Origin of the sequence: Rhodanobacter sp. PCA2 (assembly GCF_013620825.1) — a bacterium.
GTDB lineage: Bacteria > Pseudomonadota > Gammaproteobacteria > Xanthomonadales > Rhodanobacteraceae > Rhodanobacter_A.
The window spans coordinates 66,517-85,656 of the sequence record NZ_NJIC01000048.1; the positions used below are offsets into that span (position 1 = coordinate 66,517).

Genomic DNA, 19,140 nt, shown 5'->3' on the forward strand with positions numbered 1-19,140 from the left:
CCGCCATGGACGCACATGCCGCCGCATCGGTGTCGCCAAGCCTGCAGGACGTGCTGCCGTGCATGTCCACGGGCGGCCACGGCGTGGGCGAGGCGGTGCGTCCGCTGGATGTCGCGCTGCCGGCGGCGCTGGCGCAACGCGCGGCGGCGGCGGGCCTGCCGCGCGCGCGTTTCGACCAGGCGGCGCTGGCCTTGCTGGCATCGCGGCTCACCGGCGCGGCGGAGGTGGTGCTGGCCGAATCGCCCACCACTACCTGCCGCCTCGACGTGCCGGCCCAAGGCAACCTGGATGCCTGGCTGCAGCACTGCGCCGGAGTGACGCCGCTGGCCGATGGCGACGCCAGCGCAGTGGGCCGCTGGCAGGCCGACGTGGCAGCGGATCTGCCGCTGGCCTGGGCCATCGTCGATGGCGCGACGCCGACGCTGCGCCTGCGCCACGATCTCGCGGTGTTCGACGCAGACGCGGCCGAACTGCTCGTGGACTGCATGCAGCGCGTGCTGCAAGGCCTGGCCGCGGCGACGCGCCTGGAGGCCGTGGGCGCGGTCGACCCGGCCGAACAGCGGCGCATCGCCAGCGACTGGAACGCCACCGCCGTGCCGCGCGACCCCGCCGACACCGTGCATGGCCTGTTCGCCGCGGTGGCCGCCGCGCACGCCAGCGCGCCCGCGGTGATCGACCGCGACGGCACGCTCGACTACGCCACGCTGGACCAACGCGCCGAACGCATCGCCGCGCACCTGTTCGGGGCCGGCGTGATGCCGGGCGACGCGGTGGCGATGCTGCTGGAACGCTCGGCCGACGCCATCGCCGCCATGCTGGGCGTGCTCAAGGCCGGCGCCGCGTACCTGCCGCTGGACCCGCACGAACCGCCCGCGCGGCTGGCCGCGCTGGTCGCCGATGCCGGCGCGCGGCTGGCCATCGTCGCCGCGCCGATCGAGCTCGGCGTGCCGGCGCTGACGCTGGCCGCGCTGCGGGAAACCGTCGCCCTGCGCGCCCTGCCCGCTGCCGATGGCGAAACGCCGGCCTACGTGATGTACACCTCCGGCTCCACCGGCACGCCCAAGGGCGTGGAGATCGCCCATCGCGGCATCGTGCGGCTGGTGCGCGGGGTGCGCTATGCAAACCTCGACGGCCAGCCGCGCGTGCTGCACGCCGCCCCGCTGGGCTTCGATGCCGCCACCTTCGAAATCTGGGCGCCGCTGCTCAACGGCGGCTGTTGCGTGGTGCACGACGAGCGCGTGCCCAGCGCCGCCGGCCTGTCCGCCACCATCGCCGCGCACGGCGTCACCGTGGCCTGGCTTACCGCCGCACTGTTCAACGCGGTCGTGGACGAGGAACCGCAGCGCCTGGCGGGGCTGGCGCAACTGCTGATCGGCGGCGAGGCCTTGTCGGTGGCGCACGTGCGGCGCGCGCTGGCCGCGCTGCCCGGCACCGCCCTCGTCAACGGCTACGGCCCCACCGAATGCACCACCTTCGCGGCCACCTGGGCGATCCCGCGCGAGCTGCCGGCCGCCATGCGCTCGATCCCGATCGGGCGGCCCATCGCCGACACCACCCTGCACGTGCTGAACGCGCGCGGCGAACCGCTGCCGGCGGGCGTGGTGGGCGAGCTGCACATCGGCGGCGCGGGCGTGGCGCGCGGCTACCGTGGCCGCGCCGAACTCACCGCCGAGCGCTTCGTCACCGATCCGGCCAGCGGCGAACGCCGCTACCGCACCGGCGACCACGTGCGCTGGCTGGCCGACGGCACGCTGGCCTTCGCCGGCCGCATCGACGGGCAGGTGAAAATCCACGGCCGCCGCATCGAGCTGGGCGAGATCGAGGCGGCGCTGCAGGCCTGCGCCGGCGTGCGCGCCTGCGCCGTGCTGGCGCGCGAGGACAGCCCCGGCCGCAAGCAACTGGTGGCCTACGTGGTGAGCGACGGCGCGACGGCCGTACCCGCGCTGCGCGCGCAGCTGGCCAGACACCTGCCCGACTACATGCTGCCGGCGCGCTACCTGTCGCTGGCGGCGCTGCCGGTGACCCGCAACGGCAAGCTCGACCGTCGCGCGCTGCCGGCGCCGGACCGCCGCCGTCCCGAACTGGCGCAGCCCTACGCGCCACCGCAGGGCGCGCTGGAAACCGCCATCTGCGCCGCCTTCGCCGAGACGCTGGACCTGGACGCCGTGGGCCGGCTCGACCACTTCTTCGAACTGGGCGGCGGCTCGCTGCTGGCGCTGCAGGCGATCACCCGCATCCACGCGCGGGCGGGGCAGGCGCCCACGCCGGCCGGTTTCTTCGACGACCCCACGCCGGCCGGCATCGCGCGCACGCTGCAGGCGACCGCCGCACCGATGCCGACCATCGCGCCCATACCCGCGCCCACGCCGGGCGGCGACGATCCCATCGCCATCGTGGCGATGGCCGGGCGCTTCCCCGGCGCGGCGGACGTGGAGGCGTTCTGGGACAACCTCTGCGCCGGCCGCGAATCGATCCGCCATTTCACCGACGACGAACTCGATCCGTCGATCGCGCCCGCGCTGCGCAACGACCCCGTCTACGTGCGCGCCCGCGGCGTGCTCGATGGCGTGGAGCTGTTCGACGCCGCCTTCTTCGGCATCCCGCCGCGCGAGGCCGAGCTCACCGATCCGCAGCAGCGCGTGTTCCTGGAGCTGTGCTGGGCGTGCATGGAACGCGCCGGCCACGTGCCGGACGCGGGCGTCGGCCGGGTCGGCGTGTTCGCCGGCATGCACAATGCCACCTATTTCCGCCATCACCTGCTGCCGCGGCCCGACCTGATCGAGCGGCTGGGCGCCTTCCAGGTGATGCTGGCCAACGAGAAGGATTACATCGCCACCCGCGTGGCGCACCGGCTCAACCTGGACGGCCCGGCGATCAGCATGAACACCGCCTGCTCCACCTCGCTGGTGGCGACCTGCGAAGCGGTGGAAGCGTTGCGCAGCGGCCGCTGCGACATGGCGCTGGCCGGCGGCGTGGCGATCACCTGCCCGCCGATGAGCGGCTACCTCGGCCAGGAAGGCACCATGCTGTCGCCCGACGGCCACACCCGCAGCTTCGACGCGCAGGCGGCCGGCACGGTGTTCAGCGACGGCGCCGGCGTGGTGCTGCTGCGGCGGCTGTCCGACGCGCTGGCCGACGGCGATCCAGTGATCGCCCTGATCCGCGGCTGCGCGGTGAACAACGACGGCGGCGCCAAGGCCAGCTTCATGGCGCCCAGCAGCACGGGGCAGGCCGCCGTGGTGGCGCAGGCGCAGGCGCGCGCGGGCGTGTCGCCGCGCAGCATCGGCTACGTGGAAGCGCACGGCACCGCCACGCCCATCGGCGACCCCATCGAACTGGAAGGCCTCGGCCGCGCCTTCCGCCTCGGCACCGCCGACACCGGCTTCTGCCGCATCGGCTCGCTGAAGAGCAACGTGGGCCACATGGTGATCGCCGCCGGCGTGGCCAGCGTGATCAAGACCGCGCTGGCGCTGGAGCGCGAGCAACTGCCGCCCAGCCTGCACTACAGCGCGCCCAATCCCGGGCTGGCGCTGGAAAGCTCGCCCTTCGTGGTGAACGACCGCCTGCAGGCGTGGCCGCGCGGCGAGTCGCCGCGGCGCGCCGGGGTGAGTTCCTTCGGCGTGGGCGGCACCAATGCGCACGTGGTGATGGAGGAAGCGCCACGGCGTGCACCCTCCGATCCCGCCGACGGCCCGCAGCTGCTGCGGCTTTCCGCGCGCACGCCCGCCGCGCTGGCCGCCGCCGCGGAGCGGCTGGCCGCGCAGTTGCAGGCGCAGCCCGGCACCAACCTCGCCGACGTGGCATGGACGCTGGCGGTGGGCCGCAAGACCTTCGGCCATCGCCTCGCGTTGGCCGCCGACGATGTCGCCGACGCGGTCGCCCGGTTGCGTGCGCAGGCCGCGGTTGTGCGCAGCCGCGCGGCGCAGGCCGCCGACGTGGCGTTGCTGTTCCCCGGACAGGGCTCGCAGTACCCCGGCATGGGCCGCGAGCTGCACCGCCACGAGCCGGTGTTCCGCACCGCGTTCGACGAATGCGCCGAGGCGCTGGGCAGCGATTTCGGCTTCGACCTGCGCGAACGCTGCTTTGTCGACGACGCCGACGCCCTGCTGCCCACCGCGGTGATGCAGCCGGCCACGTTCGCGATCGAGTACGCGCTGGCGCGCTGGTGGATGGGCCTTGGCGTGACGCCGGCGGCGCTGCTCGGCCACAGCGTGGGCGAGTTCGTCGCGGCGACGCTGGCCGGCGTGTTCGCGCCGGCCGACGCGGCGCGCCTGGTCGCCGAGCGCGGCCGCCTGATGCAGGCGCAGCCGCCCGGCGCCATGCTGTCGGTGCGGCTCACCGCCGCGCAGCTCGCCGAGCGCATGCCGGCCGAACTCGCGCTGGCCGCGGAGAACGCGCCGACCGCCTGCGTGGTGGCCGGGCCGGCTGCCGCGATCGCGACGTTCCAGGCCGCGCTGGAGCGCGACAACGTCGCCTGCCGCCTGCTGCGCACCTCGCACGCCTTCCACTCGCCGATGATGGATGCGGCGCTGGAACCGTTCCGCGCCGCGGTCGCGGCGACCCGGCGCAGCGAGCCGCTGCTGCCCATCGTGTCCAGCGTGAGCGGCGCGCCGCTCGGCGCCGACGAAGCCGTGTCGCCGGATTACTGGGCGCGGCAGTTGCGCGAGCCGGTGCGTTTCTCGACGGCCCTGCGCACCCTGCTCGATGCGCCGGCGCGGGTGCTGATCGAAGCCGGTCCGCGATCGGTACTGACCACGCTGGCACGGCAGCACCTCGGCGGCGCGGCACGCGACCGCATCGACGCGGTCGCCTCGCTGGCCGACGCACCGGCGACCGAACGCACCACCCTGCTCGGCGCGGCCGGCGAAGCGTGGAGCCGCGGCGTGGCGATCGACCCGGCAGCACTGGACCGGCGCCCGCGTCGCCTCCGCCTCGCGCTGCCGACCTACCCGTTCGAACGCCAGCGCCACTGGGTCGAAGCCGCACCCGCATCGCACCCACCCGCATCCGCCGCGGCCACGCTGCCGCCGCCGTCTTCCGAAGGAACGCCCATGTCCACTCCAGCCCCATCCATGGATCGCCGGCCGCGCCTGATCGGCCAGCTGAAGACGGCTTTCGAGGACATCTCCGGCCTCGACCTGGCCGATGCCGATCCCGCCAGCCATTTCATCGAGCTGGGGCTGGACAGCCTGATGCTGACCCAGGTGGCGCTGCACGTTTCCAAGGCCTTCGCGGTGCAGGTGAGCTTCCGCCAGTTGATGAGCGACCACGCGAGCTTCGGGCAGTTGGCCGCCTTGCTCGACGAGCAACTGCCGCCGGAAGCGCCGGCTGCTCCGGCGCCGGTCCCGATGCCGTCGACGGCCGTGCCCGCGCAGGCGCAAGCGCTGCCGATGCCGGCCGCCGCCATGCCGGAAGGCTATGTGCAGCAGGTGATCGCCCAGCAGATGCAGTTGATGGCGCAGCAGCTCGCCCTGCTCAACGGCACGGCCGTCGCCCCGCCAGTCGCACCGGCGCCCATGCCTGCGCCGGCATCGCCCGCCCCGGTCGCCGCGCCCGCAACCGCTGCCGCCGCCGGCGACGAGGAAGCCGCGCTGGCGCACACCCGCTACGACGTCAAGAAAGCCTTCGGCGCGATCGCGCGCATCGACAGCCACGGCCACCAGGCGGTCACGCCGCGCCAGCAGGGCTACCTGGACCGCTTCATCGAGCGCTACGTGGCGCGCACGCGCAAGTCGAAGGAATACACCCAGGCGCATCGCCCGCGCATGGCCGACCCGCGCGTGGTCAACGGCTTCCGCCCGCTGACCAAGGAGCTGGCCTACCAGATCGTGGTCGAGCGCTCCAAGGGCGCCCACCTGTGGGACCTGGACGGCAACGAATACGTCGACGCGCTGAACGGCTTCGGCATGAGCCTGTTCGGCTGGCAGCCCGATTTCGTGCTGGACGCCGTGCGTCGCCAACTGGAACTGGGCTACGAGATTGGCCCGCAGCATCCACTCGCCGGCGAGGTGGCGGAGCTGGCCTGCGAAGTCACCGGACACGACCGCGCCGCGCTGTGCAACACCGGTTCGGAAGCGGTGCTGGGCGCGCTGCGCATCGCGCGCACCGTCACCGGACGCGAGACCGTGGTGCTGTTCACCGGCGCCTACCACGGGATCATCGACGAGGTGATCGTGCGCGGCACGAAGAAGCTGCGCGCGGTGCCGGCCGCGCCGGGCATCCTGCGCAACACCGCCGAGCACGTGCTGGTGCTGGACTACGGCACGCCGGAGTCGCTGCAGATCATCCGCGAGCGGGCGCACGAGCTGGCCGCCGTGCTGATCGAGCCGGTGCAGAGCCGGCGCCCGGATTTCCGCCCGGTCGAGTTCCTGCGCGAGGTGCGCGCGATCACCGAAGCCAGCGGCGCGCTGTGCATCTTCGACGAGATCGTCACCGGCTTCCGCAGCCACCCCGGCGGCACGCAGGCGCTGTTCGGCATCCGCGCCGACCTCGCCACCTACGGCAAGGTGGTCGGCGGCGGCTTCCCGATCGGCGTGATCGCCGGCAAGCGCGAGTACATGGACGCGCTGGACGGCGGCGCGTGGCAGTTCGGCGACGACTCGGTGCCCACCGTCGGCGTCACCTATTTCGCCGGCACCTTCGTGCGCCACCCGCTGGCGCTGGCCGCCGCGAAGGCCGTGCTCGAACACCTTAAGCACGAAGGCCCCGCGCTGCAGGAGCGGCTCAACGCGCGCACCGCGGCGATGGCCGACGAACTCAACGGCTTCTTCGTGGAGACCGGCGCGCCCATCGCGGTGAAGCAGTTCGCCTCGCTGTGGCGCACGCAGTTCCTGGAGGACCACCCGCTGCAGGACCTGCTGTTCGCGATGATGCGCAGCCGCGGCGTGCACATCCTGGACGGCTTCCCCTGCTTCTTCACCACCGCGCACAGCGAGGCGGATTTCCAGGCGATCACCCGCGCCTACAAGGAATCCGTGTCGGAACTGCAGGACGCCGGCTTCCTGCCGCGCAACGTCCCCGCGGCGCAGACGGCGATGGACGCCGGCAAGCCGCCGGTGCCCGGCGCGCGGCTGGGCCGCGAGCCGGACGGCCGCCCGTGCTGGTTCGTGGCGAATCCCGAGCAGCCCGGCAAGTACATGAAGGTGGAGCCATGAACACGCCCATGGACGAGCACAACGGCCTCTCGGCCGTCGACTACGACCCGTTCGCTGCTCCCGCGCTGGAACGCGTGGTGCCCAGCACCGAGGCGCAGCGCGAGATCTGGCTGGCGGCGAAGCTGGGCGAGGACGCCTCGCTGGCCTACAACGAGGCGGTCGCGCTGCAGCTGCGCGGCACGCTGGACGCCGCCGCGTTGCTGGACGCGCTGCAGGCGCTGGTCGACCGCCACGACGCGCTGCGCGCCAGCTTCGGCCCGGACGGCGAGACGTTCTGCGTGGCCGCCGGTCTCGCGCTCGCGGTGCGGCAGGCCGACCTGTCGGCGCTGGACGCGTCCGCCCGCGAGGCCGCGCTGGAGGAACGCCGCACGCAGACCGTGCTGTTGCCGTTCGATCTGGAGAACGGCCCGCTGTTCCGCGCCGAACTGCTGCGGCTGGACGAGTGCGGGCACGTGCTGCTGCTGAGCGCGCACCACCTGGTCTGCGACGGCTGGTCGTGGTGGGTGATCGTGCGCGAACTCGGCGCGCTGTACGCGCAGCGCAGTGGCGCCGGTGGCGCGGCACTGCCGCCCGTGCCCGCGTTCGCCGACTACGCGCTGCGGCTGTCCGAACCCGCGGACCGCCGCGCCGGCGCCGCCGACGAAGCCTGGTGGGTGGCGCACCTCGCGCGCCGTCCGCCTGCGCTGGACCTGCCCGGCGACCGCCCGCGGCCGCCGCGGCGCGGCTTCGCCTCCCGTCGCGAGGACCACGTGCTGGACGCGGAACTGGTCGGCGCGTTGCGCCGCCTCGGCGCGCGCCACGGCGCCAGCCTGTTCGCCACGCTGCTCGGCAGTTTCGCGGGCCTGCTGGGCCGGCTGGCCGGGCAGGACGAGGTGATGCTTGGCATCCCCGCCGCGGCGCAGGCGAACGAGGGCCTGGGCGACCTGGTGGGCCACGGCGTCAACCTGCTGCCGCTGCGCTGCGGCGCCGACCCCGCGACGCCGTTCGTGCGCATGCTCGGCGCGGCGTCCGGCGAACTGCTGGACGCGCTGGAACACCAGCGCTGCACCTTCGGCAGCCTGCTGCAGCAGCTCGACCTGCCGCGCGATCCCGCCCGCCTGCCGCTGGTCGGCGTGCTGTTCAACATCGACCAGGCGCTGGAACAGCAAGGCCACGCCTTCCCCGGCCTGCAGCTGGATTTCGCCAGCGTGCCACGGCGCTACGAGAACTTCGAACTGTTCATCAACGCGGTGCAGGAACACGGCGGCCTGCGCCTGGAATGCCAGTACAACGCGGGCCTGTTCGATGCCGCCACCGTGCGCCGCTGGCTGCGCGCCTACGAAACGCTGCTGCGCGCCGCGCTGGCGCAGCCGGACGATGCGCTGGGCGCACTGCCGCTGGTCGATGCGGACGAACGCCGCACGCTGGCCGCGCTGCAACCCGCCGCCCACGACTGGGGCGACCGCGCATCCACGATGCACGGCGCGTTCGAACGCCAGGCGGCGGCGACGCCGGAACGCATCGCCCTGCGCTGCGGCGCCACCACGCTGAGCTATCGCGCGCTGGACGAACGCGCGAACCGCATCGCCCATGCGCTGATCGCGCAAGGCGTGCAGCCCGGCGCGCTCGTCGGCATCGCGCTGGAGCGCGGCCCCGACATGCTCGCCGCCCTGCTCGGCACGCTCAAGGCCGGTGCGGGCTATGTCCCGCTCGATCCCGGCTTCCCCGCCGAACGCCTCGCCTACATGGCTGGGGATGCGCAACTCGCCGCCCTGCTCACCCAGTCGTCGGAGGTGTCGCGCTTCCAGCTCGACGGCCGGCCGGTGATCGTGCTGGATGCGTTGCCGCCCGACTGGGAGACGTTGCCTGCCACGACGCCAGCTCTTTCCATCGATCCCTCCGCGACCGCCTACGTCATCTACACCTCCGGCTCCACCGGACGGCCCAAGGGCGTGGCGATCCCGCATCGCGCGGCGGCGAACTTCCTCGCCAGCATGGCCGAGCGGCCCGGCCTGCGCACCGATGACCGCCTGCTCGCCGTCACCACGCTGTCCTTCGACATCGCGGTGCTGGAGCTGCTCGGCCCGCTGGGCGTGGGCGGCGAAGTGGTGCTCGCCTCGCGCGAGCAGGCGATGGACGGTGCGACGCTGCAGGCGTTGATGGCCGAACACGCCATCACGCTGATGCAGGCCACGCCCGCCACCTGGCGCTTGCTGCTGCAGGCCGGCTGGCAGGGCGGCCAGGACTTCCGCGCGCTGTGCGGCGGCGAAGCACTGGCGCCGGACCTGGCCACGTCGCTGCTGGAACGCTGCGGCGAGCTGTGGAACATGTACGGCCCCACCGAGACCACGGTGTGGTCGACCTGCGCGAAGCTGGAGCCGGGGCAGCCGATCACCATCGGCACGCCGATCGCGAACACCACGGTGTGGGTGCTGGACGAACGGCGCCAGCCCTGCCCGCTGGGCGTGCCGGGCGAGCTGTGGATCGGCGGCACGGGCGTGGCGACGGGCTACCTGCACCGGCCGGAGCTGACCACCGAGCGCTTCGTCGCCGATCCGTTCTCCGGGGAAACAGGCGCGCGCCTGTACCGCACCGGCGACCGCGGCCGCTGGCGCGCCGACGGCACGCTGGAACACCTTGGCCGTGCCGATTTCCAGATCAAGCTGCGCGGCTTCCGCATCGAGCCCGGCGAGATCGAGGCGCAACTGGGCAGCCATCCGTCGGTGGCGCAGGCGCTGGTGGTCGCGCGCGAGGACCGGCCCGGCGACGTGCGCCTGGTCGCCTACCTCACCGGCAAGGGGCCGCTGGACGACAACGCCCTGCGCAGCCACCTGCGCGAGCGCCTGCCCGAATACATGCTGCCGCAGCACTTCGTGGCGCTGGACGCGTTGCCGCTGCTGCCCAACGGCAAGATCGACCGCGGCCGCCTGCCGGCGCCGCTCGCCGCGAACGCGCCTGCCGCCGGCACGCGCACCGCGCCGCGCGACGAGCTGGAACGCCAGGTCGCGCAGGCGATGGCCGCCGTGCTGGGCGGGCTGGAGCCGGGCGTGGACGAGGACTTCTTCGCGCTGGGCGGCCATTCCCTGCTCGCCGCGCAGCTCACCGCGCGACTCAACCGCGACCTCGGCCTCGCGCTGCCGCTGCGCACCCTGTTCGAGGCGCCGACCGTGGCGCGGCTGGCGGCGGCGATACGCGAGGCGGGCGCCGCAGGCAGGCAGGCGCCGCGCGACATCGCGCGCCTCGCCGACCGCGAACAGGCGCCGCTCTCGCTGATGCAGCAGCGCGTGTGGTACCTCGAACAATTGCAGCCCGGCCTCGCCACCTACCACACGCCGTCGGGGCACCGCCTGCACGGCCCCCTGAACCTCGCCGCGTTCGAACAGGCGCTGCGCGCGATGGTGCAACGCCAGCCGGTGCTGCGCACCGCGATCGAGCAGGGCGAAGCCGGCGCGGTGCAGTACATCCACGCCACGCTCGAGCCGGAGCTGCCGCTGGAAGACCTCACCCGCTTGCCCGCCGACGAGCGCGAGGCCTGGTTGCAGCGGCGCATCGACGCGCTGGTCGCCGAACCCTTCGACCTGGCCACGCCGCCGCTGTTCCGCGCGCAACTTTTCCGGCTCAGCGAAGAAGAACACGTGTTCTTCTTCATGACCCACCACATCATCTGGGACGGCTGGTCGTTCGACCTGCTGTACCAGGAGATGGCCGCGCTGTATCCGGCGTTCTGCGAAGGCCGGCCCGATCCGCTGCCGCCGCTGGCGATCGAGTACGGCGACTTCGCCGCGTGGCAGCGGCAGTGGATGCAGGGCGAGGAACTGCAGCGGCAGCTCGACCACTGGCTGTCGCGCCTGCAGGGCCGGCTGGAACCGCTGGAACTGCCCGCCGACCGCGCACGTCCCGCGCGCATGTCCGGCGCCGGCGACACGGAATGGATCGAGCTTCCATCCGCGCGCCTGGACGCGGTGCGCGCGCTGGCGCGGCAGGCCGGCACCACCGCATTCATGGTGCTGCTGACGGCGTACTACGTGCTGCTGCACCGCCTCGGCGGCCAGCGCGACCTGATCGTGAGCACGCCCGTGCGCGGCCGCGACGCGGTGGAACTGGAACCGGTGATGGGCTTCTTCGTCAACGCGCTGCCGCTGCGCCTGGCGCTCGATCCGCAAGCCGGCTTCCTCGACGTGCTGCGCGCGGTGCGCAACGTGGTGCTGGACGCGTTCGGCTGCCCGGACGTGCCGTTCGAACACCTCGTGAAGGCACTGCGCCTGCCGCGCGACGAGAGCCGCCCGCCGCTGGCGCAGGCGATGTTCTCCTACCAGGACGTGCGCGGCCGCGCGCCGGGCTGGGGCGAGCTGCGCCACCAGCGCCTGGAAGTGTTCCAGCGCGGCAGCGCCTACGACCTCGGGCTGTGGTTCGTCGAAGGCGAACACGCCCTGATCGGCGGCATGAGCTACAACACCGACCTGTTCGAGCCTGCCACCGCCGCGCGCTTCCGCCACGGCTTCGAAACCCTGCTGGAAAGGGCGCTGGCCGATCCGCGGCAACCGGTCGCCGAGCTGCCGCTGCTGCCGGCGGCCGAGCTGGCGCAGCTGCAGCGCTGGAACGCCACCGCCGCGCCGATTCCGCTGCCCACCATGCACGGCGCGTTCGAGCGCCAGGCGGCGGCGGCGCCGGAACGCATCGCCCTGCGCTCTGGCTCCACCACGCTGAGCTATCGCGCACTCGACGAACGCGCGAACCGCATCGCCCATGCGCTGATCGCCCGCGGCGTGCAGCCCGGCGCCCTCGTCGGCATCGCGCTGGAGCGCGGCCCCGACATGCTCGCCGCCCTGCTCGGCACGCTCAAGGCCGGCGCCGGCTATGTCCCACTCGATCCCGGCTTCCCCGCCGAACGCCTCGCCTACATGGCCGGGGATGCGCAACTCGCCGCCCTGCTCACCCAGTCGTCGGAGGCGTCGCGCTTCCAGCTCGACGGTCGGCCGGTGATCGCGCTGGATGCGTTGCCGCCCGACTGGGAGGCCTTGCCTTCCACCGCACCGTCGCTGTCCATCGACCCTTCCTCGACCGCCTACGTCATCTACACCTCCGGCTCCACCGGACGACCCAAGGGCGTGGCGATCCCGCATCGCGCGGCGGCGAACTTCCTCGCCAGCATGGCCGAGCGGCCCGGCCTGCGCGACTACGACCGCCTGCTCGCCGTCACCACGCTGTCCTTCGACATCGCCGTGCTGGAGCTGCTCGGCCCGCTGGGCGTGGGCGGCGAAGTGGTGCTCGCCTCGCGCGAGCAGGCGATGGACGGCGCGGCGCTGCAGGCGTTGATGGCCGATCACGGCATCACGCTGATGCAGGCCACGCCCGCCACCTGGCGCCTGCTGCTGCAGGCCGGCTGGCAGGGCGGCCAGGATTTCCGCGCGCTGTGCGGCGGCGAGGCATTGGCGCCGGACCTGGCCACGTCGCTGCTGGAACGCTGCGGCGAGCTGTGGAACATGTACGGCCCCACCGAGACCACGGTGTGGTCGACCTGCGCGAAGCTGGAGCCGGGCCAGCCGATCACCATCGGCACGCCGATCGCGAACACCACGGTGTGGGTGCTGGACGAACGGCGCCAACCCTGTCCGCTGGGCGTGCCGGGCGAGCTGTGGATCGGGGGCACGGGCGTGGCGACGGGCTACCTGCACCGGCCGGAGCTGACCGCCGAACGCTTCGTCGCCGATCCGTTCTCCGACGAAACAGGCGCGCGCCAGTACCGCACCGGCGACCGTGGCCGCTGGCGCGCCGACGGCACGCTGGAACACCTCGGCCGCGCCGATTTCCAGATCAAGCTGCGCGGCTTCCGCATCGAGCCCGGCGAGATCGAGGCGGTCGCCCGCGAGGACGCCGCAGTGACCGACGCCGCGGTCGTGGTCCACGATTTTTCCGCCAGCGACCAGCGCCTGGTGCTGTACGTGGTGGCGGACGAGGACGAGGCCACGCTGCTGCCGCGCCTGCGCGGCGGACTGGAGGCGCAACTGCCCGCCTACATGCGGCCGCAGCACATCGTGCGCCTGGACGCGCTGCCGCAGACGCCGAACGGCAAGCTGGACCGCAAGGCGCTGCCGCCGCCCGCCGCGGCGCCCACCGGCCGCGCGCCGGCGCCGCCGGTGGCGGACGAAGACCCGCGCCGCCGGTATCTGGCCGCCGTCTGGTGCGAGCTGACCGGCGTGACCGCAGTGGCGCCGCAGGACAACTTCTTCGACGTGGGCGGCCACTCGCTGCTGGCGGTGGAAATGGCCCTGCGCGTACAGCGCGAGACCGGGGTGCGGCTGAACCTGCTGGACATCGCCGGCGGCACGCTGGCCACGCTGGCCATGCAGTTGCCCATGCCGGGGGAAGCGCCCGCCGAAGCCGCGAAGAACCCGCCCGTCGGCAACCGACTCCGCCGGCTGCTGGGACTGCGCTGATGCACTTCCGGCAAGACCATCCCTCCCGCCCATCGGTCAGCCTCGCGAAGCGCACGACCCCCAACGACGACACCGTTTCGACCCGCACGCGTTCAGACTGTGACGGATCGGAACAGGAGCCAGCATGAATCACCCATTCGACGACCGATGCGCGGACCCGGACACCGGCTCCCCCGCCTCTCCCAGCGAAATCCAGATGGAAAAATGGCTGGCCGGCCAGTACGGCGATACGGCCATGCTCGCGCTCGCCCACCTCACCCTGCTGCGGCTGGACGGCCCGCTGGATGCCGCCGCGCTGAAGCAGGCCGCGGCCGGCCTGTGGTGGCGGCACGACTCCCTGCGCATCGGGCTGTCTCCCGACGGCCAGCTGCGGCGCGTGTACGACGACCTGCCGCTGCCGTGGAGCAGCCACGATTTCTCGCCGGATGGCGCCTCGGCGGAAACCCGCCTGGCCGAACACGTCCAGGCGCGCCTGCGCACGCCATTCGACCCGGCCCACCCGCCGCTGCTGCAACTGGAACTGCTGCGGCTGGACGTGGACCGGCATGTGCTGCTGCTGCACGCGCACGAACTGGTGCTGGACCGTCGCACGACCGGGCGCCTGCTGGCGGCGCTGGCGCAGGACTACGGCGAGTTCGTCGCGGGCCGGGAACCGGCGGAACTGCCGCCGCCGCTGCAGGCGGCCCATTCCGAAACGCCCGCCGAGGCGCTGGCCTGGTGGCGGGCGCGCCACGCGAGCCTGCCCGATCCGCTGGCCCTGCCGGCCGACCGCCCGGTCCCGCCGCGGCCGCACTTCGACGCCGTCGGCGCGCGGCGCGTGCTGCCTGCGGCCACCGTCGCCGGCCTGTGCCGGCTCGCGCGGCTCTGCGGCGTCACGCTGCACGACGTGCTGCTGGCGGGCTACGCGGCCTTCCTGATGCGGATGAGCGGGCAGCACGACTTTGCCGTGGGCGTGCCGGTCGGCACGCACTGCGTCCCGCTGCATTTCCTGCCGCTGCGCCTGGGCGTCGAGCCGGCGCAGGACGTGCGCACCCTGCTCGCGCAGGTCGCGACCGCGCTGCGCGATGCCGAAGCGCACAGCCAGGCCACGGTGATGGGTCTGCTGCGCGCGCTCGGCGTGCATCGCCGCGGCACGGAAGACGCGCTCACCGGCGTCTCCTTCGAATTCGACCCCGGCATGCCGGCCTTCGCGTTCGCCGGCCTGCGCCACCGCGTGCTGGACGGCGGCCGCGTCGCGCTGCTGGGCGAACTGCAGGCGCGGGTGACGCCGGAGGACGACGCGCTGGCGATGGAATTCCACGGCAGCAGCGCGCGCTTCGACGCCGCCACGCTGCAGCGCTGGCTGGGCCACTACGCCACCGTGCTGGAAGCGCTCGCCGGCCCCGGCGAGCCCGCCAGGCTGCAGGTCGCGGACCTGCCCCTGCTGGATGCGGAGGGACGCGCCCAGGTGCTGCAGGGCTGGAACGACACCGCCCGCGACTACGACCGCGAACGCGGCCTGCCGGCGCTGATCGCGGCGCAGGTGGAGCGCACGCCCCACCGCATCGCCGCCGAATGCGCGGGCGAGCAACTGGATTACGCCGCGCTGGAACAGCGCACCCGCGCCGTGGCGCTGGCGCTGGTGCGCCGTGGCATCGGCCGCGGCGACCTGGTCGGCGTGTACGTGGCGCGCGGCCTGGACATGCTGGTCGCGGTGCTGGGCATCCTGCGCAGCGGCGCCGCCTACGTACCGCTGGACCCGGAGTTCCCGGAGCAGCGGCTGGCCTACATGGCCGAGCATGCCGCCCTGCGCCACCTGCTGGTCACACCGGCGCTGCAGCCGCCGGCGACGCTGGCCGAGGGCCGCGAATGCCTCGCCGTGGGCGAGCTGGCCGCCGAGCCGCCGGGCGATACCGCGCTGCCGGACGTGCACGGCGACGACCTGGCCTACGTGCTGTTCACCTCCGGCTCCACCGGCAAGCCCAAGGGCGTGCGCATCCTGCACCGCAACCTGGTCAACTTCCTGCTGGGCATGCGCGAGCGGCCGGGCTATACCGCCGACGATGCGCTGTGCATGGTCACCACGCTGTCGTTCGACATCGCCGGGCTGGAGCTGTACCTGCCGCTGATCAGCGGCGGCCGCATGGTGATCGCCACCACCGCCGAATACACCAATCCGCTGGCGCTCGGCGTGCTGCTGGTCCATACCCGCTGCACGGTGTTCCAGACCACGCCCTCGCTGCTGCGCATGCTGCAGGGCATAGGCCGGGCGGACGCGCTGCACGGGCTGCGCCTGTTCGTGGGCGGCGAGGCGATGCCGCTGGCGCTGGCGCGCTCGCTGGCCGGGCACTGCGTGGAACTGTGGAACATGTACGGCCCCACCGAGACCACGATCTGGTCCTCGGTGGCGCGCGTCGAGCCGGGCATGGAGCCGATCCCGCTGGGCAGGCCGATCGCGAACACGCGCCTCTACGTGCTGGACGGACGCGGCCAGCCGCAGCCGCCGGGCGCGATCGGCGAGATCTGGATCGCCGGCGACGGCGTCGCCGACGGCTACCTGCACCGGCCCGACCTCACCGCCGAGCGCTTCGTGGACGACCCGTTCGCCGGCGGCCGCATGTACCGCACCGGCGACCGCGGCTACTGGCGCGACGGCCAGCTGTATTTCAGCGGCCGCGCGGACGACCAGATCAAGGTGCGCGGCTACCGCATCGAGCCGGGCGACATCGAGGCGGCGGCCGCCGCCGAGCCGGGCGTGCGCGAGTGCGTGGCGGTGGCCCGGGCGTTCGGCGACAACGACGTGCGGCTGGTGCTGTACGTGGCCGCGACGGCAGCGGACGACCTGGCCGAACGCCTGCGCGCGCGCCTGCAGCGGCAACTGCCCGCCTACATGCAGCCGCAGCACATCGAACGGATGGACGCGCTGCCGCAGACGCCGAACGGCAAGATCGACCGCAAGGCGCTGCCGCCGCCGTCCGCCGCCGGACTGCGCGGCACGCCGTCGGCCGAGCCGACCGAACCGCGCCAGGCCTACCTGGCGGCGATCTGGCGCGAGCTGATCGGGGTGGAACACGTGGGCCCGAACGACACCTTCTTCGACGTGGGCGGCCATTCCCTGCTGGCGGCCGAATTCGTGGCGCGCGTGCAGCGCGAGACCTCGGTGCGGCTGCACCTGCTGGACGTCGCCTCCGGCACGCTGGCGGTGCTGGCCAGCGAACTGCCCGAGCAATTCGCGGACGAGCGGCGGGGCTCGCTGCTGCAGCGGCTGCGCCGCCGCCTGGGGTGGGACCGATGACGCACGCTGCGGACCTCGCGGGAGGACGGCCATGAGCGGAGGAGCCATGCTGGTCTTCGTGCTGTCGGCGCTGGGCCTGTTCCACGTCTTCGTGGGCTACCCGCTGTGGGTGTTCGCGCTGGCGCGCTGGCGGCCGCGCCCGCTGCAGCCGCGCGCATGGACGCCCCGCGTCACCGTGGTGCTCGCGGTGCACGACGGCGCCGCGCACGTGCGCACCAAGCTGGAGAACCTGCTTGCGCTGGACTACCCCCCCGGCCTGCTCGACATCGTGGTGGCCTGCGACGGTTGCCGCGACGACAGCGCGGCGCGTTGCCGCCAGCTGGGCGACGCGCGCATCCGCGTGCTGGAATTCGAGGCGCGGCGCGGCAAGGCCGCCTGCGTCAACGACGCGGTGGCGGCCGCGCAGGGCGAGGTGCTGCTGATGACCGACGTGCGCCAGCGGCTGGAACCGGACGCGCTGCGCCGGCTGGTCGCCGTCCTCGGCGATTCAGGCGTGGGCGCGGTGGGCGGGCAGCTGCGCCTGTTCGACGCGCAGACCGGCTTCGCCCGCGGCATCGACGCGTACTGGCGCTACGAAACGCTGATCCGCACCAGCGAAAGCCGCTCGGGCTCCGCGATCGGCGTCAGCGGCGCGCTGTACGCGGTGCGCCGCGAACTGTTCAAGCCGCTGCCGCCCGGCACGGTGCTGGACGACGTGCTGGTGCCGATGCACGTGGCCGCGACCGGCCGGCGCGTGGTGTACGAGCCGGACGCGGTGGCCTGGGACGGCACCTCGCAGCAGCCGCGCGAGGAGCAGCGCCGCAAGATCCGCACGCTGGCCGGCAACTTCCAGCTGATCCAGCTGGCGCCGTGGCTGCTGCTGCCCTGGCGCAACCCGCTGTGGTTCCGCTTCGTCAGCCACAAGCTGCTGCGCCTGCTGGCGCCGTGGCTGCTGCTGGCGTTCGCGTTTTCGGCGATGCTGCTGGCGACGCAGCACGCGCTGTTCGCGGCCGTCGCGCTGGCGCTGGTCGCGGCGCTGGCGGCGGTGGTGGCCGGGCGACTGCTGCCCGCGCTGGGCGGGCAGCTGCCGATACGGCTGCTGACGGCGTTCTGTTACCTCAACCTGTTCGCCGCGCAGGCGCTGCTGGCGTTCGCGCGCAACCGGAGACTGCACCTGTGGTGAGCAATCGACGCAAACGGACGGGCCGGACGGCGGCGCATCGCGACGCCGACGCGCCGGCATCCAGCGGGAGCCGCGCATGTTTCCGCTGATCCTGGTCTACCTGTGCTTCGCGATCGTCCGCCCGCAGGACTTCATGCCGGGCATGGCGGACGTGCCGGTGATGACGGTCACCCTGGCGCTCGCGTTCGTCGGCTGGTTGCTGCGCGGCGCGCACACGCCCGGCGCGCCGCAGTTCCTGCTGCTGCCGATCTTCGTGCTGGTCGCGATGATCTCGGAGGTGGTCAACGGCTGGAGCGGCGGCATGCAGTACGTGATCGCGCAGATGGGACCGTCGCTGGTGGTGTTCCTGGTGCTGGCGAGCGCGCTGGACAGTCCGCGCCGCACCGCCACCACGTTCGCGGTGATCGGGGCGTGCGCGATGGTGCTGTCCCTGCACAGCGTGCAGCAGGCCAGCACCGGCACCGGCTGGACCGGCATGACCCTGGGCGAGGACGGGCGCATCCGCTACGTGGGCATCTTCAACGACCCCAACGACCTCGGCCTGCTGTTCGTGATGGCGCTGCCGATGGTGGTCTGCCTCGCCTCGCGCGCGCGCTTCCTCGGCCGCTGGTTCTGGCGTTTCGGCGCGCTGCTGATACTGGCGGGCGTCTATCTCACCAAGTCGCGCGGCACCCAGCTCGCGGTGCTGCTGATGGGCGCGGTCTACATCTGGCAGAAGCGCGGCCTGATCACCGCCGGCGCGCTGGGCTTCGCCGGCCTGGTCGGGCTGATGCTGCTGCCTTCCACGCGCATGAACGACCTGGACCCCGACGAGGAATCCGCGTTCGGCCGCGTGGACGCCTGGTACGAAGGGCTGGACATGTTCAAGACGCATCCGCTGTTCGGCGTGGGCTTCGGCAACTTCACCGACTACAACACGCTGACCGCGCACAACTCCTTCGTGCTGGTGCTGGCGGAAACGGGGTTCCTGGGCTTCGTGACGTGGCTGGCCTTCGTCGGCTACTGCTTCTGGATGATGTGGCGCCTGCTGCGCCTGCAGGCCGGGTTGGCGAAGGCGGTGCGCGCATCGGTGCAGGCGGTGGCCGCGGTGCGGCCGCGGCCGCGCCTGGCGATGGCGGAGGCGCTGCCCGCCGG

5 protein-coding genes are annotated in these 19,140 nt (G+C 73.2%); all 5 read left to right on the forward strand.

Annotated elements, in window-relative coordinates; genetic code table 11:
- Positions 1–5: 5 nt before the first annotated feature.
- Complete coding sequence (locus PCA_RS15365; protein ID WP_255436907.1) at positions 6–7,154, forward strand: polyketide synthase; 7,149 nt, start codon at positions 6–8, stop codon at positions 7,152–7,154.
- The gene (locus PCA_RS15370; protein ID WP_181303484.1) at positions 7,151–13,570 is read left to right on the forward strand and encodes a non-ribosomal peptide synthetase; all 6,420 of its coding nucleotides are present in this window, start codon (positions 7,151–7,153) and stop codon (positions 13,568–13,570) included. Before PCA_RS15365 ends, PCA_RS15370 begins: the two co-directional genes overlap by 4 nt.
- 124 nt (positions 13,571–13,694) lie before the next feature.
- The gene (locus PCA_RS15375; protein WP_181303485.1) at positions 13,695–16,844 is read left to right on the forward strand and encodes a non-ribosomal peptide synthetase; all 3,150 of its coding nucleotides are present in this window, start codon (positions 13,695–13,697) and stop codon (positions 16,842–16,844) included.
- A gap of 31 nt (positions 16,845–16,875) precedes the next feature.
- Positions 16,876–18,006: a glycosyltransferase family 2 protein gene (locus PCA_RS15380; protein ID WP_255436908.1), complete on the forward strand. Its 1,131-nt coding sequence runs from the start codon at positions 16,876–16,878 to the stop codon at positions 18,004–18,006.
- Between the two features lie 76 nt (positions 18,007–18,082).
- The coding region (locus PCA_RS15385; protein WP_181303486.1) for an O-antigen ligase family protein at positions 18,083–19,140 on the forward strand (1,058 nt) is incomplete at its 3' end.

Bases quoted from the DNA above. Each gene is read 5' to 3' on its own strand.
- PCA_RS15365 (WP_255436907.1), top strand. From the start codon at position 6: ATGGACGCACATGCCGCCGCATCGGTGTCGCCAAGCCTGCAGGACGTG.
- PCA_RS15370 (WP_181303484.1), top strand. From the start codon at position 7,151: ATGAACACGCCCATGGACGAGCACAACGGCCTCTCGGCCGTCGACTAC.
- PCA_RS15375 (WP_181303485.1), top strand. From the start codon at position 13,695: ATGAATCACCCATTCGACGACCGATGCGCGGACCCGGACACCGGCTCC.
- PCA_RS15380 (WP_255436908.1), top strand. From the start codon at position 16,876: ATGAGCGGAGGAGCCATGCTGGTCTTCGTGCTGTCGGCGCTGGGCCTG.